The sequence below is a fragment of the Amycolatopsis sp. NPDC051903 genome, assembly GCF_044452505.1.
Taxonomy (GTDB): domain Bacteria; phylum Actinomycetota; class Actinomycetes; order Mycobacteriales; family Pseudonocardiaceae; genus Amycolatopsis.
The window spans coordinates 1-20144 of record NZ_JBITBT010000066.1 but is presented as its reverse complement, the minus strand read 5'-3'; the positions used below and the strand labels follow the sequence as shown (position 1 = coordinate 20144).

Here is a 20144-nt window from a genome sequence, read left to right as displayed (position 1 = left end):
CGAGCCCCCTCACTTTTCGAGCCTCAGCGCTTCGGTCGGACAGCCGCTCACGGCTTGCTCCACTTCGGACAGCAGCCCCTCGGGCACGGTCTCGGTGGAGAGGACGAGATCACCGTTGTCGTCCACTTCGAACACCTCGGGCGCGAACGACTCGCAGATGCCCAGCCCGGTGCAGCGGGCGCGGTCCACCACGATCTTCACGTGCTCACTCCTTCCGCGCGGCCGGCAGCAGGACGGGTTTCACGACCTCGCCCTTGACGCTCGCCTGCTCGGCTTCGTTGATCTCCTCGAACGGGAACGTCTCCACCAGCCGGTCGAACGGGAACCGGCCCTGGCGCCACAGCTCGATCAGCCGCGGGATCGTCACCTGCGGCACGGCGTCGCCCTCGAGGATCCCCGTCACGGTCCGGCCCACCGCGAGGGCGGCCGGGTCGAGCACCAGGTCGCCCTGCTGCACGCCGACGAGCCCGCAGGTGCCCGTCGGCCGCAGGACGGCGATGGCGGTGGTGATCACCGACGGCACGCCCGTGGTGTCCAACGTGTACTGCGCGCCGCCGGTCGCCGCCAGCAGCTGCTCGACCAGATCCGGGGCGGCGCCGTCGATCGTGTGCGTGGCGCCGAGTTCCTTCGCCAGTTCCAGGCGCTTCGGGTTGAGGTCCACGGCCACGATCCGCGTGGCCCCGGCGACGCGTGCGGCCATCACCGCGGCCAGCCCGACGCCGCCCGCGCCGAACACGGCGAAGCTGGTGCCGGCTTCGACGCCGAGCGCCGTGAACACGGACGCGGCACCGGTCTGGATGCCGCAGCCGAGCGGGCCGAGCAGCTCCAGCGGCAAATCCGGGTCGACCTTCACGGCGTTGCGCGCGGCGACGACCGAGTGCGACGCGAACGAAGATTGCCCGAACCAGCGGGCGGCGATCGCGGCGCCGCTCGCGTCGAGCACCGGCTGCTCACCGTCGGGGTCGTGGCCGGTGAGGTTGCGCGGGAAGAACGTTTCGCAGTACGCGGGGTGCCCGCCGAGGCAGGTGGCGCAGCGGCCGCAGGAGTCGAACGACAGCACGACGTGGTCACCCGGCACCAGGCCGGTCACGTCGGCGCCGACGGCTTCCACGACGCCCGAGCCTTCGTGGCCGGTGATGATCGGCGGGGCGGCGAGGAAGCCCGGCGCACGCGGCAGCAGGTCCGTGTGGCACAGACCGGCGCCCGCGATGCGCACGAGGATCTGGTCCGAGCGCGGGGCGGGCAGCTCGACGTCCTCGATGCGGTAGGGCCCGTCGGCGGCGCGCAGCACCGCGGCCTTGATCTGCATGGTCTCGCCACTCCTCGCTGAATCGGTGAGGTGCTGGATCGGTGAGGTGCTCAGTCGGTCAGGTGCTCAGTCGTGTGGTGTCCGATGTGGTGGGTCCGAAGTGGACTCCGATCAGCGGGTGAGCTCGCCCTTGACGAGCTTCCCCGTGGGTGCGCGCGGCAGCCGGGCCACGAACGTGAACCCCTTCGGCACCTTGTAGTGCGCGATGCGCTCGCGCAGATAGCCGCGCAGCTCGTCGGCGAGCCCGGGCGTGACCTCACCCGCCGGCTCGACGAACGCCCGCACCGACTCCCCCATCTCCGGGTCGGGCACGCCGACCACCGCGACGTCGAGCACCTTCGGGTGCAGGGCCAGCGCGTTCTCGATCTCCTGCGGGTAGATGTTCACGCCGCCGGAGATGATCATGAACGCCTTGCGGTCGGTGAGGAAGAGGTAGCCGTCCTCGTCGACGTGACCGATGTCGCCCGTCGTGGTCCACGCCGGGTGCGCCGGGTGCTGCGCCTCGGCGGTCTTGGCGGGGTCGTTGTGGTAGGAGAACGGCATGGCGTCGCGTTCGAAGTAGACGGTGCCGGTCTCGCCCGCCGGCAGTTCTTCACCGTGCTCGCCGCAGATCCGGATGACACCGATCCCGGCGCGGCCGACCGAACCGGGCTTGGCCAGCCACTGCTCGCTGTCGATGAACGTGATCCCGCTGCCCTCGGTGGACGAGTAGTACTCGTGCAGGATCGGGCCCCACCAGTCGATCATGGCCCGCTTGACGTCGATCGGGCACGGCGCCGCGGCGTGCACCGCCACGCGCTGGCTCGACAGGTCGTACTCGGCGCGGATCCCGGCGGGCAGCTTGAGCATGCGCACGAACATCGTCGGCACCCACTGGCTGTGCGTCACGCGGTGGGTCTCGATCGCGGAAAGCGCTTGCTCGGCGTCGAACTTCTCCATCAGCACCACCGTGCCGCCCAAGGCTTGCACGACACCGCCGAAGCGCAGCGGCGCCGCGTGGTACACCGGCGCGGGCGAGAGGTACACGGTGTCGGGCCCGAATCCGTACAGGGGACCGAAAGCGGCGGTGTAGACGTCTCCGGGCTCGTCGACGCTGCGGTCCGGCAGCGGCGGCTTGATCCCCTTGGGCCTGCCGGTGGTGCCGGACGAGTAGAGCATGTCCATGCCGCGCGGCTGCCGCGGCAGCGGTTCGGGCGAAGAGCTCGCCAGCGCGTCCTCGTAGGACCCGTAGCCGGGCACGGATCCCCGGTACGCCAGGCGGATCCGCACGTTCGGCGTATCCGCGACGACCGCTTCGGCGACGTCGGCGAGCCCGGCGGACACGATCAGGGCCTGGGCCCCGCAGTCGTCGACGACGTAGGCGACCTCGGCCGGCGCCAGGTGCCGGTTCACGGCCGTGACGTACAGCCCCGAGCGCAGCGCGGCCCAGTAGACCTCGAACACCTTCGGGTCGTTGCCCGAGAGCACCGCGAGGTGGTCGCCGCGGCGCAGGCCCGCGTCGTGGAGGAAGCGCGCCAGCCGCGCCGAGCGCTCCTCGAGCTGCCCGTACGTGAGCACCTCGCCGCCGGCCACGACGACGGCGGGCTTGTCGGGGAACTGCTCGGCGTGGACACCGGGGTACATGGGCGCTCCTGGACGGGAACCGGACGGACTTCGACCGGGTGCGCCAATTCGCGCCCGAACCGGTCGGCTGTGACCTCGGAGAACTATCTAGCGTTCGCTAACCTCAGCGTATGGTCCAGCTCACACATTGTCAAGACAGTATGTCTAGATTTACTGTCCAGTCAAGGTGGGCGTCGAGCCGGTAGGGTTGGGAGACAAGACGAGGAGGCCGGATGCCGTCGGTGACCCGCAAGCCCCAGACCGCGCGGAAGCAGCAGCGCCGGGAGTCGCTCGGCGGCCAGCTGCTGGAGGCCACCGAGCGCCTCATGGGCGAGGGACTCACGTTCACCGAGCTGAGCGTCGACCGGCTGGCGTCCGAAGCCGGCGTCTCGCGCGCCACGTTCTACGTCTACTTCGAGGACAAGGGCCAGCTGCTGCGGCTGTTCGCGCAGCACGTGTTCGCCGACCTCACCGAGGCCGCGCGGCACTGGTGGGACGCGGCGGACGCGCGGAACCCGGAGGACCTGCGGGCGTCGCTCACGGAGATCATCGCGCGCTACCGCCGCCACCGCTCGGTGCTCTACGCCGTGATCGAGATGGCCGCCTACGACTCGGAGGTCGACGAGCTCTACCGCGGCATCATGGAGGGCATCGCCGACGCCATCGCCGCAATCATCGACCGCGGGCAGGCCGCGGGCACGATCACCGCGATGCCCGTGCGCCCCACGGCTTCCGCGCTCACGTGGATGGTGGAACGCACGTGCCACCAGACGTTGCGCTTCACCTCGGAGTCCGAGGACTGCGCGCTGGCCGACTCGATGACCGAGGTCATCTGGCGCACGCTCTACCTGGAGCCGGCGCCGCGCCCGTGACGCGTCAGCGTTTGCGCTGGGCCCGCGCCCGCCGCGGCGGCTGCGCGGCGACGGTCCGCAGTGCGAGTTCCACGTAGCGGGCGGCCAATTCCTCGGGCCGCAGCGCGCCGCCGGGCTGGTACCAGCGCGCGATGGACTGGCACATGCCCAGCAGGGCCCGCACCGTCTCGTCGGGGTGCGACACCGTGAACACGCCTTCGCGCACGCCGTCTTCGAGGACGGTGGTCAGCACCGTCTCGATCTCCTTGCGGCGCGCGGCGTAGCGCTTGCGGCTCTCCGGCGAGAGGTGCCGCAGCTCCAGATCCAGCGCGGCCAGGCGCGTGCGGTGGGTCATGTGCAGCACCACGGCCTCGATGACGTTCACGAGCTTGTCGCGCGGACCCGAAGCGTCGGCGGCCGCGGCGACGACGCGCCGGACGGCCTCCCCCGTGCCGAGGTCGAGCAGCGCGGCGAACGCGCCTTCCTTGCTGTCGTGGTGGTAGTACAGCGAAGGTACGGTCTGCCCGACCCGGCGGACGATGTCGCGCACGCTCGTGCCGTGGAAACCGTGCTCGTAGAACGCGTCGAGGGCGGCGGCGAGCAACGGCGTCAGTTCCAGCTCGTCGTAGCGCCGCCAGTCACCGCCGGCCCCGGAGCCCGCGGCCTCCTCCGCCGCCGGAGCCACCGCCGTCCGCGCACGCGCCATGATCCACCCATCGAGTCCGGAACTTTGTCCGCCGAGTCTAGGCTCAGCGCGGGGCCATGCGGATGGCGCCGTCGAGCCGGATGGTCTCGCCGTTGAGCATCGGGTTCTCCACGATGTGGCAGGCCAGCGCCGCGTACTCCGCGGGGTCGCCCAGCCGCGCCGGGTGCGGCACCTGGGCACCCAGCGATGCGATGGCCTCGTCCGGCAGCGTCGCGAACAGCGGCGTGTGGAACAGGCCCGGGGCGATCGTCATCACGCGGATCTTCAGGCTCGCCAGATCCCGCGCGATCGGCAGCGTCATGCCGACGATCCCGCCTTTCGACGCCGAGTACGCCGCCTGCCCGACCTGGCCGTCGAAAGCCGCCACCGACGCGGTGTTGATCACCACGCCGCGTTCCTCCCCCACGACGTCGGACTGGGCGATGCGCCCGGCGGCGAGGCGGAGCACGTTGAACGTGCCGATCAGGTTGACCGACACGACCTTCGTGAACGCCTCCAGCGGGAACGCGCCCTGCTTGCCCACGGTCTTGATCGCGTTGCCGATGCCGGCGCAGTTGACCACGATCCGCAGCTCGCCCAGCGACGCGGCGGTGTCGAGCGCCGCGCGCACCGCGTCCTCATCGGTCACGTCGGCCGGCGCGAACGCCCCGCCGAGCCCTTCGGCGATCGCGGCACCGTCCGAAGTGGGCAGATCGACCACGACCACCTTCGCGCCGCGCTCGTGCAGCTCCCGCGCGGTGGCCAGACCCAGCCCCGACGCGCCGCCGGTGACCAGCGCGACCGCGTTCGTGATGTCCATCCGAAGTCCTCCTCAGGCCGGCCCGGCGGTTCGGCTCGACGCCGCGACCGTAGCTTAGCGATCGTTAGATATCCAGTGACCCATCTCTCGCCGGCGCGCTTGACATCGTCCCGCGCACTTAGCGATCGTTAGATAACCGTTTCCCACGAGAAAGCAGACGACACATGGGTTTGCGCACGGCGAAGGAGTACCGGGACGGGCTGCGGGACGGCCGCCGCGTGTTCTACCGCGGGCAGCGGATCGGCAGCGTGGCCGACCACCCGGAGCTGACGCTGGCCGTCGACCACTCGGCGCACTGCTACGACATCGCGCAGGCGCGGCCGGAGCTGGCGGTGGCGGGCGGCGCCGAACCGTACTCGGCGTTCTACCGCGTGCCGCGCTCGGCCGAGCAGCTGCGGGCGCGCGGTGAGCTGATCGAGGCCGTGTCGCGGCTGGGCGGCGGGATCATCGTGCTCAAGGAGGTGGGCAGCGACGCGATGTTCGCGCTGCTGCGCACGCTCGAAGGCGAGGAGCTGGCGCGCGCCGAGGCGTTCCACGAGCGCGTGTGCCGCGACGACCTGGCGCTCGCAGTCGCGCAGACGGACGTGAAGGGCGACCGCGCGCTCGCGCCACACCAGCAGGCGGATCCGGACCTGTACTTGCGGATCGTCGGCGAGGACGCCGATTCGATCACCGTGCGCGGCGCGAAGTGCCACACGTCGTACTCCGCGAACGCCGACGAACTCGTGGTGCTGCCGACGCGCGCGATGGGCCCGCAGGACGCGGACTACGCGGTGTCGTTCGCGATCCCCGTGGACACGCCGGGCCTGAACATCTACGTGTCGCCCTACCTCGCGGGCGAGCGCGACCCGTTCGACTTCCCCCTTTCGTCGCAGCACAAGATGCTCGAAAGCCTCACGGTCTTCGACGACGTGCGCGTGCCGAAGGACCGCGTGTTCCTCAACCGGCGCCCCGAGCTCGCCGGGCCGCTGGCGCTGGCGTTCGTGGACTACCACCGGTTCACTGCGATCAACTACAAGCTGCCGCTGCTCGATCTGCTGGTCGGGTCGGCGTCGCTGATCGCGGAGTACAACGGGATCGCGCGCGCCGGGCACGTGAAGGACAAGATCACGCAGCTCATCGCGTACGCGGAAACCGTGCGCGGGCTGGCCGAACTGGCGGCACTGCGGTCGCGCCCGGGAACACGCGGCATCCAGCAGCCCGACCCCGTCGCGGTCAACACGGCCAAGTACACCTTCGCGCACGGGTTCCACGACGCGACGGCGAAGCTGATGGACCTGGCGGGCGGCCTGCTCGCGACCGGCCCCGGCGGTGAGGACTGGGCGAACCCGGAAATCCGCGCGGTGCTGGAGAAGTACTACGCCGCGGCAGTGCCGGCCGAACCGCGGCTGCGGTTGCTCAACCTGATCGCCGACCTCACCGCGCGCGACTACGGTGGTTACCAGGCCGTGCTCGCCACGCACGCGGAAGGTTCGCTGGAGGCGGAGAAGCTGCAGATCGCGCGCACCTACGACCCGGCGCGCGCCCGCGCGTACGTCAGCCGGCACGCCGGACTCGCCTGAACCACCCGACCGACCCGACTCGCCGAGGAGGACCCCGACCGTGTCAACCGAACCGCCGGTGCGGATCGACCACGACGGTGCCGCGCTGCGGATCACCTTCGACCGGCCCGATCAGCTCAACGCCCTGACCACCGCGATGCTCGTGCGCGCGAGCGACGCGGTCGAGGCGGCCGTGGCCGATGACGGCGTCCGCGTCGTCGTGCTGACGGGCGCCGGGCGGGCTTTCTGCGCCGGCGCCGACCTGGCCGGCCGCGACCTCGAAGCCGACCCGGACACCGGCACGATCGACGCGGCCAACCGGCTCACCGGGCTGCTGCGCGCGATCCCGAAACCGGTGCTGGCGGCGGTGAACGGGCCCGCGGTCGGTGTCGGGTGCTCGTTCGCGCTCGCCGCGGACCTCACCGTCGCCCGCGAGTCGGCCTACTTCCTGCTGGCGTTCGCGAACGTCGGCCTGATGCCCGACGGCGGGTCCACCGCGCTGGTGCCGGCCGCGATCGGCCGCGCGCGAGCCGCCCGGATGGCGTTGCTCGCCGAGCGCGTTCCGGCACCGCAAGCCCTCGAGTGGGGCCTGATCTCGCACGTCGTGCCCGACGACGAGTTCGACGGCGAGATCAGCCGGCTCACGACGAAGCTGGCCGAGGGCCCGACCGTCGCGTACGCGCAGACGAAACGGGCCCTGGCCGCCGCGTCGCTGGCTCAGCTGGACGGCGCGTTCGCCGTGGAGCGCGAAGGCCAGTCCGCGCTCTTCGGCACGAAGGACTTCGCCGAGGGCGTCGCCGCGTTCCGGGCGAAGCGCCGCCCGGAGTTCCGCGGCGAGTGACGGCGCTGCGGCCTCAGCCCTGCCGCTCGTAGGGCAGCTTCTCCCCCGCTTCCACGGCGAACGGGAGCCGGTTGCCCTCGGGCGGCAGGGGGCACGTCGCGAAGTCGATGAACGCGCACGGCAGGTTCACCGCGCGCGTGAAGTCGAGGCGGACGCGCCCCCGGTCGTCGGGTTTGCCCAGCTGCAGCGAGCGGTTGGCGGCGTAGGTCGTGACCCCGCTGGTGGCGTCGGCGAACAGCACCATCAGCGCGCCGTCGGGTTTGGCGAACGCCGTCAGCGCGTGCTCGGTGCCGTCGTGGGTGAACCGGACGACACCGGGCGCGGTGTACACGTGCGACAGGCCCTCGACCACCGCGCCGACCGTGACCGGCCGCGGTTCGGCGAACGGTTCGAACCGGCCGTCGACCACCCACTGTTCGTCAGGGGCGTACGCCGGGATCCCGCGGAAGTTTTTCAGCACCGGTGCCTCGGGGTCGTGCACGCGGAGCAGGTAGCCGGTCCGCCGCGCGACCTCGACCTCGACCGCCCCGGCGACGACGCGCACGGTCGGCCCGCTGTTGACGAGCTCGAACCGCCGCACGCCGGTCACGGGTTCGCCCTCGTACTCGAGGTCGGCCCCGGCCGGGTCCACGTACGCGGCTTCCTCGTCCTGCCACCACTTCCCGGGTACGCCCGGGTACTCCCGCGGCTGCTCGTCCAGCCAGTCGAGGGAGATGATCGCGAGCCAGCCGTGCGGCGCGGCCAGCTCCTTCTCGCGGTCGGCCTTCCAGTCTTCCCAGGCCCGGGTGAAGTCCTGCGTGCTCGCGGTCATGCCCGTCCTTCCGTCGCGAAGTCCTTCTGCCGGTGGTCAACGCCGCGACGCGGATGATGTTTCCCGCGTCCCACGATGCGAATGCAACGCAGTCGTGAAGAAGTTTCCCCTGCCCTCGGCGCCCCGCCCGCAGTACTATCCGCCTTCTCTGGGGAGGGCGCGATGGGGGAAACCGCAACCGAGACGACCGCACGAAGAACGCCGTTCGCGAGCGGCGGGGTCGCCGTCGTGGCGCTCGTGCAGGCCGTGGTGCTCACGGTGCTGTCCGGGGCCTACGGCTTCCACCGCGACGAGTTCTACTACGTCGCGGCCGGCAAACGGCTCGCCTGGGGTTACGTCGACCAGCCGCCGCTGACGCCCGCGCTGGCGCGGCTCGCGACGACCTTGTTCGGCGAGACCCCGGCCGGCCTGCGGGTGGTCGCGACCGCGGCCGGGGTGGCGACCGTGGTGGTGCTGGCGCTCGTCGCGCGGGAGCTCGACGGCGGGTACGCCGCGCAGGTCGTGACGGCCGCGGTGACCGCGCTGTCCGGCTACGTCCTCGTCGTCTCGCACATGCTGTCCACGACCACGATCGACATGCTGCTCTGGTCGGTGCTGAGCCTGTTCGCGATCAAGCTCCTGCGCTCCGGCGACAACCGGTGGTGGCTCGCCGTCGGCGCGACCACCGGCGTGGCGCTGCTGAACAAGTGGCTGGTGCCGCTGCTGCTCGCCGCGCTCGGGATCGCCGTCCTCATCGCGGGCCCGCGGCGGATCTTCCGCACCTGGTGGCTGCTCGCGGGAGTCGCGCTCGCGCTGGCGCTGGTGTCGCCCGTGCTGGTCTGGGAGGCGCGCCACGGCTTCCCGATGTTCACCGTCGCCGGCGGGATCAGCGAGGACGACGGCGTCGAGAACCGGCTGACGTTCGTGCCGCTGCAGCTCGCCTACCTCTCACCGGTGCTCGTACCGGTGTGGGTGGCCGGGATCGTGCGGCTGTGGAAAACACCGCGGCTGCGCGCGATCGCCCTCAGCTACCCCGTGCTGTGCGTGCTCCTGGTCGTCGCCGGCGGCAAGCCGTACTACTCGCTGCCGCTGCTGCTGGTCCTCACCGCCGCGGGGGTGCAGCCCGCGCTCGACTGGTTCGCGCGCCGCCGGGCCCGGCGGTGGTGGCTCGTCGCCGCGGCACTCGGCGCGGTCGTGTCGCTCGTGGTCGGTCTACCGATCCTGCCCACGCAGGCACTCGGCCCGGTGCTCGCGCTCAACAAGGAACAGGGCGAGCAGGTGGGCTGGCCGGGCTTCGTCACGACCGTCGCCGGCGTCTGGCGGCAGCTTCCCGGTGACGACCGCGCCGGCGCCGTCATCTTCACCAGCAACTACGGCGAAGCCGGCGCCATCGAACACTTCGCCGCGGACGACGGACTGCCCGCGCCGTACTCCGGCCACATGTCCTACGCCGACTGGGGCCCGCCGCCCGACCGGCTCGACGGCCCCGTGGTGCTGGTCGGCGAGTTCGACCGGCCGGCCCGCGCGTTCACCGGCTGCCGCGTCGTCGCGACGCAGGACACCGGCGTCGACAACGACGAGCAAGGCACGCCCGTCTCCCTCTGCACCGGCACCACCGCGCCGTGGTCGGTGCTCTGGCCGAGCCTCCGCCACTTCTACTGACCACCTCGGTAGGGTCACCGCGTGAGCGAACAGGCCGTGGAGATCTACACCGACGGAGCGTGCAGCGGCAATCCCGGCCCCGGCGGGTGGGGTGCCTTCCTGCGCTACGGCCGCCACGAGCGCGAGCTCTACGGCGGCGAGACGACGGTGACCACCAACAACCGCATGGAGCTCATGGCGCCGATCCAGGCGCTGGAGAGCCTCAAGCGCCCGTCGGTCGTGAAGATCTACACCGACAGCACCTACGTGCGCAACGGCGTCACACAGTGGCTGCCGCGCTGGAAGAAGAACGGCTGGCAGACCCAGGCGAAGCAGCCCGTGAAAAACGCGGACCTGTGGCAGCGCCTCGACGCCGCGGGCGAGCGCCACGAGGTCGAATGGCTGTGGGTCAAGGGCCACGCCGGGCTGCCCGAGAACGAGCGCGCCGACCGGCTCGCCGTGAAGGGCGCGCAGGAAGCCGCCCAGTCCGGGGTCAAGCGTGCCCGCGGCTGACCGCTGCCCGTGCGGCCTGCCCCAGCCCTACGCCGAGTGCTGCGGCCGGTTCCACGACGGAGGCCAGAGCGCGCCCACCGCCGAACTGCTCATGCGCTCGCGCTACAGCGCCTTCGCCGTCGGGAACCCCGCGTACCTGCTCAGCACCTGGCACCCGGACACGCGCCCGAAGCGACTGCGGCTCGAGGACGGGCAGGAGTGGACCGGCCTCGAAATCCTCGGCGGCACCGGCGGCGGGCTGCTGCAGAACGAGGGCACCGTCGAATTCCGCGCGCACTACCGCTACCGCGGTCAGGGCGACACGCTGCACGAGAACAGCCGCTTCGTGCGCGAAGCCGGCCAGTGGTGGTACGTCAGCGCGCTGTGAGCGGCCCTCAGAACGAGTCCCACAGCAGGCGCTGCCCGGCGTCCGGATCGGACACCGTGGTGCTCACGTCGTCGAACAGGCGCGTGATCCGCTCGCCCGGTTTGTAGGGCGTCCAGCCCGGGTCGCCGGTCGCGACGAACCGCACCCACGTGTCGAACATCTGGGTCGCCATCGCCTGCAGCCGCGCGGGATCCGGCTTGGCCAGCGCGAAGAGGAACCGCCAGTTCTTGTTGCCGATGTCGTCGAACACCAGCGGCAGGTCGAGCCCGTGCACGGCGCCGAGACCGCGCCCGCGCGGCGCGATCCGCCAGTCGAGCCGGTACATCCACGCGGTGCCGCCCGCGGCGTGCTGCGACTCCGCCAGCCGGATCGCGGGCAGCCACCAGTCGCCGGCCGTCCGCACGCGGTTGCGCAGCTTGTCTTCCGGCCAGTCCGGCAACAGCGCGCGGTAGGCCGAGACGCCCTTTTCGATGCGCTCCTCGTCGAGCATCGTCGAGCCGGTGCCGAGCAGCTTCGCGCTGCCGCTCTGCAACCACGAGAACAGGTCCTGCTCGTCGGCCGTCGTCCCGGTGAGCAACCGGACGTCGCGCGCGGAACCGGCGGCCACGGCGTCGCCGGGACTGCGTGGCAGCAGGTCGCCGTCGACGACGACGCGGTAGGTGACCAGCGTGCCGGAGGCGGCCGCGACGCGTTGCTGCGCCTCGAGGATCCGCGTCACCGGCAGCGTCGCGAGCTCCGCCGGGGCCACGCCGAGGTCGGCCAGCACCGCGTCCGCCACGGCCTCGCTCTCCGCGGGGGTGTGCACGACCGAGCCCACCCCCGTGCCGCTCTGCACGATCGCCTGGTGGAACAGCCCGCGCGCCCGCGGCACCGCGAGGATCGTGCCCACCGTGCGCCCGCCGTTCGACTGCCCGGCCAGCGTCACGCGAGCCGGATCGCCACCGAACGCGGCCACGTTGGCCCGCACCCACTCCAGCGCGAGCACCTGGTCGTGCAGCGAGAGGTTGCCATCGGAGACGCCGGGCAGCCGCAGCATCCCCAGCACGCCGAGGCGGTACCCGACGGTCACCACCACGACCCCGCGCCGCGCGTACGCCGACGCGTCGAACTGGTGCGGCGAGCCCAGCACCCCGCCCCCGCCGTGGATCCACACCAGCACCGGGTACTGCCCCGGCGCGGCGGGCGCGTACACGTTGACGTACAAGCAGTCCTCGTCGCCGGTGAAGCCGCGCCCGGTGACCTCCGGCTGCGGCGCGCGAGCGGCGAACCGCGTCGCGTCGCGGGCGCCGGTCCAGCTCGCGACCGGCCGCGGCGGGCGGAAGCGCAACGCGCCCACCGGAGGTTCGGCGTAGGGCACGCCGAGGAACACCGCCACCGAGCCACGGACTTCGCCACGCACCGCACCGGCCCGGATCTGCACCGTCGTCACGCGGGCAAGCCTAGTGACCGCGCCGGACCCCCGTCCCGTGTCCCGCGAGCACGCGCGGACGCGTCCGGGTCATGATTACCCCCGTGCACATCGCGGCGGAGTTGGTGGCGTTGGTCGTGACGGTTCTCGTCGTCACGGTCATCGCGCGGCGTCTGGACTGGTCGGCGCCCCTGTGTCTGGTCGCCGTGGGAGTCGCGGCGTCGTTCGTCCCCGGCTTGCCCGACTACCAGCTCGACCCCGAGGTCGTGCTGATCGGGCTGCTGCCCCCACTGCTGTACTCGGCGTCGATCCAGACGTCGCTGGTCGCGTTCCGCAAGCTGCGCGGGCCGATCGCGACGCTGTCGGTGGGCCTGGTCGTGTTCACCGCGCTCGGGGTCGGCGTGGTCGCGTGGGCCGTGATCCCCGGGCTGCCGCTGGCGGCGGCGATCGCGCTCGGCGCGGTGGTCGCGCCGCCGGACGCGGTCGCGGCGAGCGTCGTCGCGCGCCGGGTCGGCATGCCCCGCAAGCTCGTGCGGCTGCTGGAGGGCGAGAGCCTGTTCAACGACGCGGCCGCGCTCGTCACGCTGCGGACCGCGATCGCGGCGCTGGCCGGCGCGGTCAGCATGTGGCAGGTCGGGTTCGACTTCGTGCTCGCCGCGGTCGGCGGGGTCGTGGTCGGGCTCGCGATCGGCCTGCTCGCGACCGTCCTGCGCAAGCGGCTCGAGGAGCCCGTGACGGACACGGCGCTGTCGTTCGCCGTGCCGTTCGTGGCCTACCTCGTGGCCGAGGAACTGCACGGCTCCGGGGTGCTCGCCGTGGTCGTCTGCGGGCTCATGCTGGGCCACGAGTCGCCGCGCATCCTCTCGGGCTCGACGCGGCTGGCTTCGCGGCTCAACTGGCAGACCGTGCAATTCCTGCTGGAGAACCTGGTTTTCCTGCTGATCGGCCTGCAGCTGCGCGGCATCATCACGGAAGTCGGCAAGTCCGGGCTGTCGGTGTGGGAGCTCGTGGGCATCTGCGCCGCGGTGCTCGGCGCGACGATCCTCACGCGCGTGCTGTGGCTGCTGGGCATCGGCGTCTACAAACGCATCACCGCCCGCTTCACCACGAGGGCGAAGATCTGGCCCTGGCGCTATTCGACGGTCATCGCGTGGGCGGGGATGCGCGGCGTGGTCACGCTCGCCGCTGCGTTCGTGCTGCCGGCCGACACCCCGCAGCGCGCCGTCCTGGTGCTGGCGGCGTTCACCGTCGTGGCCGGCACGCTCGTGGTGCAGGGCATGACGCTGCCGACCCTCATCCGCCGGCTGCGCCTGCCGCGCCCCGACCCGGCCGAGGACGCGCTGCAGGAAGCCGCGGTGGTCAACGACATGACCAACGCCGCGCTCAAGAAGCTCGACGAGATCACCACCCCGGACGACCCGCCGGACATCATCGAACGGCTGCGCGACCGCCTGCAGTACCGGGCCGATTCGGCGTGGGAACAGCTCGGCCGCCAGAGCGCGCTCGCCGAAACCCCGAGCGACGCCTACCGGCGCCTGCGGCTGCAACTGCTGGAGGTGGACCGCGAGCAGTTCCTGCTGGCGCGCGACAACGGCACGGCCGACGACACCGTGCTGCGGCGCGTGCTGGCGCGCCTCGACATCGAGGAGTCGCTGCTCGACCGCACCGAGGACGAAGGGCCGGTCGTGGAGCGCGAGCTGAGCACGCCGGCCGTCACCGCGCGCTCGTGCAAGCACCTCGCGCACCCGTGGAAGGACGTCGACCCGAGCGCGCAGGACGTCTGCGCGGCCTGCATCGCGGAAGGCACCACGTGGGTGCACCTGCGCATGTGCCTCAAGTGCGGCAACGTCGCGTGCTGCGACTCGTCGCCGCGCAAGCACGCGACGCGCCACTTCCACGACGAGCGCCACCCCGTGATGCGCAGCTTCGAACCCGGTGAAACGTGGCGCTGGTGCTTCGTGGACAAGCAATTGGGCTGAGCCCGGGGGCCCGGCTAGGGTCGGCGGCATGAGCACGCCCGAGCAGGAAGTCGAGTACCGCCAGCACCGCTTCAGCCCACCTCCCGGAGCCACCGAGATCTTCCTGGTCCGCCACGGCGAATCGGCGCCCGCGCGCGTCAGCGCGCCGTTCGACCTCGTCAACGGCCAGGCCGATCCCGACCTCGCGCCCGACGGCCGCGACCACGCCGTGCGCGTGGGCGAACGGCTCGCGGGCGAGCGCATCGACGCGATCTACGTCACGACCCTGCGCCGCACGCGGCAGACGGCGGCACCGCTCGCGGAGAAACTCGGCCTCACGCCGACCGTCGAGCCGGACCTGCGGGAGATCAACCTCGGCGACTGGGAGAACGGCCTCTTCCGCCAGTACACGACTGAGGGCCACCCGATCGTCGACCGGCTGTGGGAAGAGCAGCGCTGGGAGATCATCCCGGGCGCGGAGTCCGACGAGGCGTTCGGCCGGCGCGTGCGCGCGGCGATCACCCGCATCGCGGAGGCGAACCCCGACCGGCGCGTGGCGGTGTTCACCCACGGCGGCGTGATCGGCGAGATCCTCGCCCAGGCGAGCCGCGCCGTCGACCGCTTCGCGTTCCTGGGCGCCGACAACGGTTCCGTGTCCCACCTCGTCGTGCTCGGCGACCGCTGGATCGTGCGGCGCTACAACGACACCGCTCACCTCGCGGCACCGCTCGGCTGACGCCACGGCGTCCACCCGAGCGGCCGGCGCCGGCGCACCGGCTCGTCGCGGCGGATGAACCCCGTCGCGACGAGCTGGACGGTCGTCAGCACCGCGATGGCTTCCGCCGCCAGCAGCCCGATCAGCACCAGCGCCTGCGCGACCCCGGCCTGGATCGGGCCGGCACCGCCCAGCAGCAGACCGACGTAGGCACCGGGCAGCGTCACCAGCCCGACGGTGCGCGTCTGGTCGAGCGCGGGGATCAGCGCCTGCCCGGCCGACGGGCGGCAGATCTCGAGCGCCGCCAGCCGCGGCAGGAACCCCAGCGCCAGCGCGGCTTCGTACTCGCCGTGGCGTTGCACGAGTTCGTCGAGTGCGCGGCGGGCGGCCAGTGAGGTGGCCGTCATCGTCCCGCCGATCACGATCCCCGCGATCGGCACCACCGAGATCGGCCGCGGCGGCACCACACCCGACAGCAGCACCAGCGCGAGCACCGGTGCCACCCCCGACGCGAGCGCCAGCGCCACCCAGCCCAGCCGCCGCGCCGCCCCGATCCGCGCCGCCGCCGTGACGGCCGCGATGCCGAACATCAGCAGCACGAACAGCCCCGTCAACCACCCGGACCGCAGGATCACCGTGATCACCAGCGACACGAGCGCCAGCTGGCCCACCGCGCGCACCGCGGCCCACACCACGGCCCGCCCCTGCCCCAGCTCCCCGAACCGCACCACCCCGGCGCCCGCCAGCGTCAGCAGCGCCAGCACGACGAGCAGCGCGGGCCCGAATTCGATCGCACTGTTCACGCTGGTGATCCTGCCTCAGGACCGGCCGGTGCGGGGGTGCGCTGTGGCCGCGGCCGAGGACAGCCGGGACCACGCGGCCGGGTGTCAGCTCACGCGGTGCAGCTGAGCTGCGCGCCTTCCCTCGCGACCGACTTCTCCGAGACCACCGAGCCGTCCACGGTGATGCGGCAGGTCAGGGCGCCGGCGGCGGCGCTCTGGGCGGCGAGGCTCGCGAACTCGGCCTCGCTCGCGGGCGCGGTGCGCGTGACGGTCACCGACCACGGCGTCGTGACCTCGGCCTGCTGCTCCAGCCCGGAGTCGGCGCCGACGTAGGTGAGGTTGCGGGCGCCGGCGGCGCCGAAGAGGGAGTAGACGATGGTGCGGGTGACGTCCTGGACGGCCGCGGGCTCGGCCGGCGCGATCTCGGCCGGGGCCGGGGCGACCGCGGCGGGGTCACCGCCCCCGGGGGCAGCCTTGGGCATGACGTACGCCGCCACCGCGAGCGCGACGGCGACGACGCCGATCACGACCACCACACTGCCGAGCGGCTTGAGCCGGCCCGGACCACCCGCGCCCGGCCGCGATGCCGGCGGAGTCGTGGCAGGAACACCCATGGAGAGGTCTTCTCTCGTTCGAGCGCACTTCCATCGAGTACGACGTTAGAGATCTCGCCCGAACGTCACGCGGCGTTAGCCAACCCGAAAAAATTGGCCAAACTTCACCCTTTCGGGCGCCCCGGTGGACCGCTCACCGGGTGTGGTCACCACGCACGATGCCGATAACACCGTCGCAATACCCGGTCACGCAGCGTAGTTCCCGGTCTCAGTCGACGAGCCCCTGTTCGGCCAGCATCCGCAGCACGCGCTGCCCGGCGGGCGGGCACGCAGCGCCATCACCGCTGCCGAGCCACGCGGCTTCGGCGATCTCCGCCGACGGCACCGGTTCGCCCGTGTGTTCGGCCGTGTAGCACGTCATGCGGACGCGGCGGCCGTCGGCGAACCCGTCGGCCCGCTCGTCGAGCAGCGCGAAGAAGCGGAAGCTCAGCGGGTCGAGCTCGACCCCCAGCTCCTCGCGGATCTCCCGGCACAGCCCGGCGACGTCGCTCTCCCCCGGCTCGCGCTTGCCGCCCGGCAGGTAGAACTTCTCCTTGCCCCGCGTGCGCACCGACAGCAGCCGCCGGTCGCGGACGTGGACCCAGGCCAGCGCGTCGATCGGCGTCATGGCTCGCATTCTGTCGTACCCGGCGGGGACAATCGCGGCGTGTACTCGGAGAGGACGGCACCCGAGCCGGTGCGCGCCGTCGTCCGCTGCCTGTGGGAGTCGGTCGAGGCGGGCCCGAAGCGGATCGTGCCCGACGGCTGCGTCGACCTCGTCGCGGGAGACGGCGAGGTGTTCGTCGCGGGTCCGGACACCGGGCCGTGGTCGTCGGTCACCACGCCGGGTGCGGCTATGCACGGTCTCCGGTTCCACCCGGGCGCGGCGCCGCCCGTCCTCGGCGTGGCGGCCGACGAGCTGCGCGACCGCCGGATCCCGCTCGCCGACCTGTGGGGCCACCGCGGCGCGCTGCTGACCGACGCGGTGCTGCACGGGCAGCGCACGCTCGCCGACGTCGTGCGTGAACAGCCCGCCGAGCCGGACGAAGCGGTCGCGGAACTGCTGGCCCACCTCCGGGAGGCCCCGGCCCGCGTGGGCACCCCGGCCTCGCCCCTGGGCGAACGCCAGCTGCGGCGGCGGTTCACGGTGGCCGTCGGCTACGGACCGGCCACCTACCTGCGCGTGCTACGGCTCCAGCGCGCCATCGGCCTCGCGGGGCGAAAGCTCGGGCTGGCCGAGCTCGCCGCGCGCGCCGGGTACGCCGACCAGGCCCACCTCAGCCGCGAATGCCGCGCGCTCACCGGCCTCACGCCGAGCGCCTACTTCACGTGAGCCGCCGGCGCCAGGGCGTGTCTGACAAAGGTCTCGGTCAGTGGCTGCGATGCTGCCCGGTGTGTCGCGGTCCCAGTTGCTCTCAGATGACCAGTGGGCGTTGATCGAGGACCTGCTCCCGGTCCGCACCGGCAACCAAGGCCGACCGTTCTCTGAGGCCAGGTCGATGGTCGAAGGGATCATCTACCGATATCGGTGCGGGATTGCGTGGCGGGATGTGCCAGCGGTGTTCGGTCCGTGGCAGACGATCTGGACGTGGCACCGCCGGATGTCCGGCGACGGAACCTGGGACACCGTGCTGCAGCGGTTGTTGACCGCGGCCGACGCGGCCGGCCTGATCGATTGGTCGGTGTCGGTGGATTCCACGATCGCGCGGGCGCATCAGCACGCCACGAACATCACCCGGCTCACAGGGGGCTGGGTCGAACTACACGGATGTGCTGACCTAGCCGCCTGATCAAGCGATCGGCCGCTCGCGCAGCGGCTGGAGCACCAAAGTGCACCATCTCGTTGACGGGAACGGCCGCCCAAAGGTGACGTTGGTCGGGCCTGGCCAGGCCGGGGACGCGCCGATGTTTCCGCACCTGATGCGGCATCTGCGGGTCGCTCGCCGCGGACGCGGTCGAACTCGCACCCGGCCCGACCGCGTCCGCGGCGACAAGGCTTATTCGTCGAGGGCGATCCGCGGACATCTGCCTGGTCGCGGCATCACCGCGGTGATCCCTGAACCTGCCGATCAGGTCGGGCACCGCGCCCGCCGCGGTTCCCGCGGCGGGCGCCCACCTGCCTTCGACTCGGTTGACCACCGCGGTCGCAACGTCGTCGAACGCCGGTTCAACCTGCTCAAGCAATGGCGTGGCCTGGCCACTCGCTACGACTGTGAGGATGATCAGGTGCCGCCTGGTGCCCGGGTCTGACCCGCGCTACGACGGGCCTGTGGTGCCTTGAGTTTGATCTGTCGACTTGGGTTCCGGGCGGTGCTTGCTGCCGCCGGACCAGCGGGACGTGTCCCGATAGGGGCCTCGCCGCTAACGAGGCGCCATCACAGTCCTGACCATCCCTGCTGGCCCGGCAACGGCCATCCGTTCCCGAGCCCTCAGGAGCCGAACAACCGTGCCCAGCATGACCCACCTCGCAACGACCGGCCAAGACGACGCCTCGCCGGAAGTGATTCTGGGCGTCGACACGCATAAAGACACCCACGTCGCCGCCGTCATCAGCATTCACGGTGCTCTCCTCGGCAGCCGGAGTTTCCCCACCACCGCCGAGGGCTACCGCGGGCTGTTGGACTGGGTCACGACGCTGGGCCAGGTGCAGCAGGCCGGGGTGGAAGGCACTCATTCCTATGGCGCCGCGCTGACTCGTCACTTGATCGGCGCCGGGATCGGAGTCATCGAGGTCAACCAGCCGGACAAGGCTCACCGGCGACGCCGCGGCAAGACCGACGCCATCGACGCCGAAACAGCAGCCCGAGCGGTGCTCTCCGGCCGAGCTACTGCCGTCGCCAAAGCCGGCGATGGTCACGTGGAAAGGATCCGCCTGTTCAAGCTGGCCAAGGCCTCGGCCACCAAGTCACGGGCTCAGGCGATCAACCAGCTCAAGGCCATTCTCGTCGGCGCCGACCCGACCCTGCGCGACTCGATGGCCGGACTCAGCAACCCCAAACTCGTCCGTCGATGCGCCGAGCTTGGCCCGGGGCGGCCCGACACGCCAGCGGCAGCCGCCGCATACACCCTGCGACTGCTGGCTCGCCGGATCATCGAGCTCACCCGCGAGGTCGACGACCTCAACCAGCAGATCACCGACGCCATCAGCGCCCACACACCCGAACTGCTGCAGCGATACGGCGTCGGCCCCGACACAGCCGCAGCGCTGCTCCTGGCCGCCGGCGACAACCCACACCGACTCACCAGCGAAGCCTCCTTTGCGGCACTCTGCGGAGCAAGTCCCATCGAGATGTCTTCGGGCAAGACCCAACGCCGCAGGCTCAATCGAGGCGGCGACCGGCAAGCCAACTCCGCCCTCTACACGATCGTCATAGCAAGACTTCGCTGGGATCCGCGCACCCGTGCTTACATCGACCGACGCGTCCGCGAAGGCAAGACCAGGCGCGAAGCGATCCGCTGTCTGAAACGCTATGTCGCCCGCGAACTCTTCAACCTCATCGCCCACCCCCTGCAGCACACGAGCCTGCCAGCGATCGCTTGACATCCATAGGGGCATCAAGCTCGCCATCGTCTACCGATCAGCTGTTGTCCTGCATGCCGTGGTTACTTGGACCACGGCATTATCAGACACGCCCTAGCTTGAGTTTTAACCTGTTTGGCGGGGTCGTGGGTTGCTCGACTTGGTGTTCTTGCCGTGCTGGGATTTTCGGGTGTTCGTGCTGGTGATG

Annotated in this window: 22 protein-coding genes; 12 read left to right on the top strand and 10 right to left on the bottom strand. The window is 71.6% G+C overall.

Going from position 1 to position 20144, the window contains the following annotated elements:
- Window positions 1-9: 9 nt before the first annotated feature.
- The 3 genes from ACIA77_RS50975 to ACIA77_RS50965 all read right to left on the bottom strand — a co-directional run bounded on the left by ACIA77_RS50975 (window position 10) and on the right by ACIA77_RS50965 (window position 2932).
- Window positions 10-201, bottom strand: a complete 192-nt coding sequence (locus ACIA77_RS50975) for a ferredoxin (RefSeq protein ID WP_395893478.1) — start codon at window positions 199-201, stop codon at window positions 10-12.
- 4 nt (window positions 202-205) lie between these two features.
- Entirely contained in the window at window positions 206-1309 is a 1104-nt protein-coding gene (locus tag ACIA77_RS50970) for an NAD(P)-dependent alcohol dehydrogenase (RefSeq protein WP_395893477.1), read from the bottom strand.
- A 111-nt stretch (window positions 1310-1420) separates the two neighbouring features.
- Window positions 1421-2932, bottom strand: coding sequence for an acyl-CoA synthetase (locus ACIA77_RS50965; protein WP_395893476.1), 1512 nt, complete (start codon window positions 2930-2932; stop codon window positions 1421-1423).
- A 212-nt stretch (window positions 2933-3144) separates the two neighbouring features.
- Here ACIA77_RS50965 and ACIA77_RS50960 point away from each other — a divergent pair, with 212 nt between their 5' ends.
- Window positions 3145-3783: a TetR/AcrR family transcriptional regulator gene (locus tag ACIA77_RS50960; protein ID WP_395893475.1), complete on the top strand. Its 639-nt coding sequence runs from the start codon at window positions 3145-3147 to the stop codon at window positions 3781-3783.
- Window positions 3784-3787: 4 nt separating this feature from the next.
- Here ACIA77_RS50960 and ACIA77_RS50955 read toward each other — a convergent pair whose 3' ends face one another.
- Both ACIA77_RS50955 and ACIA77_RS50950 read right to left on the bottom strand, forming a co-directional pair.
- The gene (locus tag ACIA77_RS50955; protein WP_395893474.1) at window positions 3788-4468 is read right to left on the bottom strand and encodes a TetR/AcrR family transcriptional regulator; all 681 of its coding nucleotides are present in this window, start codon (window positions 4466-4468) and stop codon (window positions 3788-3790) included.
- 43 nt (window positions 4469-4511) lie between these two features.
- Window positions 4512-5267, bottom strand: a complete 756-nt coding sequence (locus ACIA77_RS50950) for a 3-hydroxyacyl-CoA dehydrogenase (RefSeq protein WP_395893473.1) — start codon at window positions 5265-5267, stop codon at window positions 4512-4514.
- A 164-nt stretch (window positions 5268-5431) separates the two neighbouring features.
- Here ACIA77_RS50950 and ACIA77_RS50945 point away from each other — a divergent pair, with 164 nt between their 5' ends.
- Both ACIA77_RS50945 and ACIA77_RS50940 read left to right on the top strand, forming a co-directional pair.
- Window positions 5432-6829 (top strand): 4-hydroxyphenylacetate 3-hydroxylase N-terminal domain-containing protein, encoded by a 1398-nt coding sequence (locus ACIA77_RS50945; protein WP_395893472.1) that lies wholly within the window; start codon window positions 5432-5434, stop codon window positions 6827-6829.
- A gap of 40 nt (window positions 6830-6869) precedes the next feature.
- Entirely contained in the window at window positions 6870-7649 is a 780-nt protein-coding gene (locus ACIA77_RS50940) for an enoyl-CoA hydratase-related protein (protein WP_395893471.1), read from the top strand.
- A gap of 13 nt (window positions 7650-7662) precedes the next feature.
- Here ACIA77_RS50940 and ACIA77_RS50935 read toward each other — a convergent pair whose 3' ends face one another.
- Entirely contained in the window at window positions 7663-8460 is a 798-nt protein-coding gene (locus ACIA77_RS50935; RefSeq protein ID WP_395893470.1) for a DUF1684 domain-containing protein, read from the bottom strand.
- A gap of 162 nt (window positions 8461-8622) precedes the next feature.
- Between ACIA77_RS50935 and ACIA77_RS50930 the strand changes: the two genes are divergently transcribed.
- Genes ACIA77_RS50930 through ACIA77_RS50920 form a run of 3 tightly spaced genes read left to right on the top strand, consistent with a single transcriptional unit; the run spans window position 8623 to window position 10960 of the window.
- Window positions 8623-10101, top strand: a complete 1479-nt coding sequence (locus ACIA77_RS50930) for a glycosyltransferase family 39 protein (RefSeq protein WP_395893469.1) — start codon at window positions 8623-8625, stop codon at window positions 10099-10101.
- A 21-nt stretch (window positions 10102-10122) separates the two neighbouring features.
- A complete protein-coding gene (gene rnhA / locus ACIA77_RS50925) occupies window positions 10123-10593 on the top strand; it encodes a ribonuclease HI (protein WP_395893468.1) in 471 nt (156 codons plus the stop codon).
- Complete coding sequence (locus ACIA77_RS50920) at window positions 10580-10960, top strand: YchJ family protein (RefSeq protein ID WP_395893467.1); 381 nt, start codon at window positions 10580-10582, stop codon at window positions 10958-10960. The genes rnhA and ACIA77_RS50920 overlap by 14 nt, the downstream gene beginning before the upstream one ends.
- 7 nt (window positions 10961-10967) lie before the next feature.
- Here ACIA77_RS50920 and ACIA77_RS50915 read toward each other — a convergent pair whose 3' ends face one another.
- The gene (locus ACIA77_RS50915; RefSeq protein WP_395893466.1) at window positions 10968-12389 is read right to left on the bottom strand and encodes a carboxylesterase/lipase family protein; all 1422 of its coding nucleotides are present in this window, start codon (window positions 12387-12389) and stop codon (window positions 10968-10970) included.
- A gap of 71 nt (window positions 12390-12460) precedes the next feature.
- On the opposite strand from ACIA77_RS50915, the gene ACIA77_RS50910 reads away from it, so the two are divergent.
- Entirely contained in the window at window positions 12461-14347 is a 1887-nt protein-coding gene (locus tag ACIA77_RS50910) for a Na+/H+ antiporter (protein WP_395893465.1), read from the top strand.
- 28 nt (window positions 14348-14375) lie between these two features.
- Window positions 14376-15062 (top strand): histidine phosphatase family protein, encoded by a 687-nt coding sequence (locus ACIA77_RS50905; protein ID WP_395893464.1) that lies wholly within the window; start codon window positions 14376-14378, stop codon window positions 15060-15062.
- On the opposite strand, the gene ACIA77_RS50900 is transcribed toward ACIA77_RS50905, so the two are convergent.
- The 3 genes from ACIA77_RS50900 to ACIA77_RS50890 form a co-directional block, all read right to left on the bottom strand.
- Window positions 15038-15844 carry an ABC transporter permease gene (locus ACIA77_RS50900; RefSeq protein WP_395893463.1) on the bottom strand — a complete coding sequence of 269 codons (807 nt, stop codon included), beginning with the start codon at window positions 15842-15844 and terminating at the stop codon, window positions 15038-15040. The two genes, ACIA77_RS50905 and ACIA77_RS50900, sit on opposite strands and share 25 nt — an antisense overlap.
- 89 nt (window positions 15845-15933) lie before the next feature.
- Window positions 15934-16437, bottom strand: coding sequence for an MmpS family transport accessory protein (locus ACIA77_RS50895; RefSeq protein ID WP_395893462.1), 504 nt, complete (start codon window positions 16435-16437; stop codon window positions 15934-15936).
- 208 nt (window positions 16438-16645) lie between these two features.
- Entirely contained in the window at window positions 16646-17044 is a 399-nt protein-coding gene (locus ACIA77_RS50890; RefSeq protein ID WP_395893461.1) for an NUDIX domain-containing protein, read from the bottom strand.
- Between the two features lie 39 nt (window positions 17045-17083).
- Here ACIA77_RS50890 and ACIA77_RS50885 point away from each other — a divergent pair, with 39 nt between their 5' ends.
- The 4 genes from ACIA77_RS50885 (at window position 17084) to ACIA77_RS50870 (ending at window position 19957) form a co-directional block, all read left to right on the top strand.
- The gene (locus tag ACIA77_RS50885; protein ID WP_395893460.1) at window positions 17084-17749 is read left to right on the top strand and encodes a helix-turn-helix domain-containing protein; all 666 of its coding nucleotides are present in this window, start codon (window positions 17084-17086) and stop codon (window positions 17747-17749) included.
- Between the two features lie 49 nt (window positions 17750-17798).
- The gene (locus ACIA77_RS50880) at window positions 17799-18206 is read left to right on the top strand and encodes a transposase (protein ID WP_395893486.1); all 408 of its coding nucleotides are present in this window, start codon (window positions 17799-17801) and stop codon (window positions 18204-18206) included.
- A 40-nt stretch (window positions 18207-18246) separates the two neighbouring features.
- Complete coding sequence (locus tag ACIA77_RS50875) at window positions 18247-18666, top strand: transposase (RefSeq protein WP_395893459.1); 420 nt, start codon at window positions 18247-18249, stop codon at window positions 18664-18666.
- Window positions 18667-18871: 205 nt separating this feature from the next.
- Window positions 18872-19957, top strand: coding sequence for an IS110 family transposase (locus ACIA77_RS50870; protein WP_395893458.1), 1086 nt, complete (start codon window positions 18872-18874; stop codon window positions 19955-19957).
- Window positions 19958-20144 lie beyond the last annotated feature (187 nt).

What these genes read in the sequence shown, in the direction of transcription:
- ACIA77_RS50945 (WP_395893472.1), top strand. Translation starts at nt 5,432, where the DNA reads ATGGGTTTGCGCACGGCGAAGGAGTACCGGGACGGGCTGCGGGACGGC.
- ACIA77_RS50890 (WP_395893461.1), bottom strand. Translation starts at nt 17,044, where the DNA reads ATGACGCCGATCGACGCGCTGGCCTGGGTCCACGTCCGCGACCGGCGG.
- ACIA77_RS50895 (WP_395893462.1), bottom strand. Translation starts at nt 16,437, where the DNA reads ATGGGTGTTCCTGCCACGACTCCGCCGGCATCGCGGCCGGGCGCGGGT.
- ACIA77_RS50935 (WP_395893470.1), bottom strand. Translation starts at nt 8,460, where the DNA reads ATGACCGCGAGCACGCAGGACTTCACCCGGGCCTGGGAAGACTGGAAG.
- ACIA77_RS50970 (WP_395893477.1), bottom strand. Translation starts at nt 1,309, where the DNA reads ATGCAGATCAAGGCCGCGGTGCTGCGCGCCGCCGACGGGCCCTACCGC.
- ACIA77_RS50960 (WP_395893475.1), top strand. Translation starts at nt 3,145, where the DNA reads ATGCCGTCGGTGACCCGCAAGCCCCAGACCGCGCGGAAGCAGCAGCGC.
- ACIA77_RS50880 (WP_395893486.1), top strand. Translation starts at nt 17,799, where the DNA reads ATGCTGCCCGGTGTGTCGCGGTCCCAGTTGCTCTCAGATGACCAGTGG.
- ACIA77_RS50905 (WP_395893464.1), top strand. Translation starts at nt 14,376, where the DNA reads ATGAGCACGCCCGAGCAGGAAGTCGAGTACCGCCAGCACCGCTTCAGC.
- ACIA77_RS50870 (WP_395893458.1), top strand. Translation starts at nt 18,872, where the DNA reads ATGACCCACCTCGCAACGACCGGCCAAGACGACGCCTCGCCGGAAGTG.
- ACIA77_RS50950 (WP_395893473.1), bottom strand. Translation starts at nt 5,267, where the DNA reads ATGGACATCACGAACGCGGTCGCGCTGGTCACCGGCGGCGCGTCGGGG.
- ACIA77_RS50910 (WP_395893465.1), top strand. Translation starts at nt 12,461, where the DNA reads ATGATTACCCCCGTGCACATCGCGGCGGAGTTGGTGGCGTTGGTCGTG.
- ACIA77_RS50965 (WP_395893476.1), bottom strand. Translation starts at nt 2,932, where the DNA reads ATGTACCCCGGTGTCCACGCCGAGCAGTTCCCCGACAAGCCCGCCGTC.
- ACIA77_RS50955 (WP_395893474.1), bottom strand. Translation starts at nt 4,468, where the DNA reads ATGGCGCGTGCGCGGACGGCGGTGGCTCCGGCGGCGGAGGAGGCCGCG.
- ACIA77_RS50930 (WP_395893469.1), top strand. Translation starts at nt 8,623, where the DNA reads ATGGGGGAAACCGCAACCGAGACGACCGCACGAAGAACGCCGTTCGCG.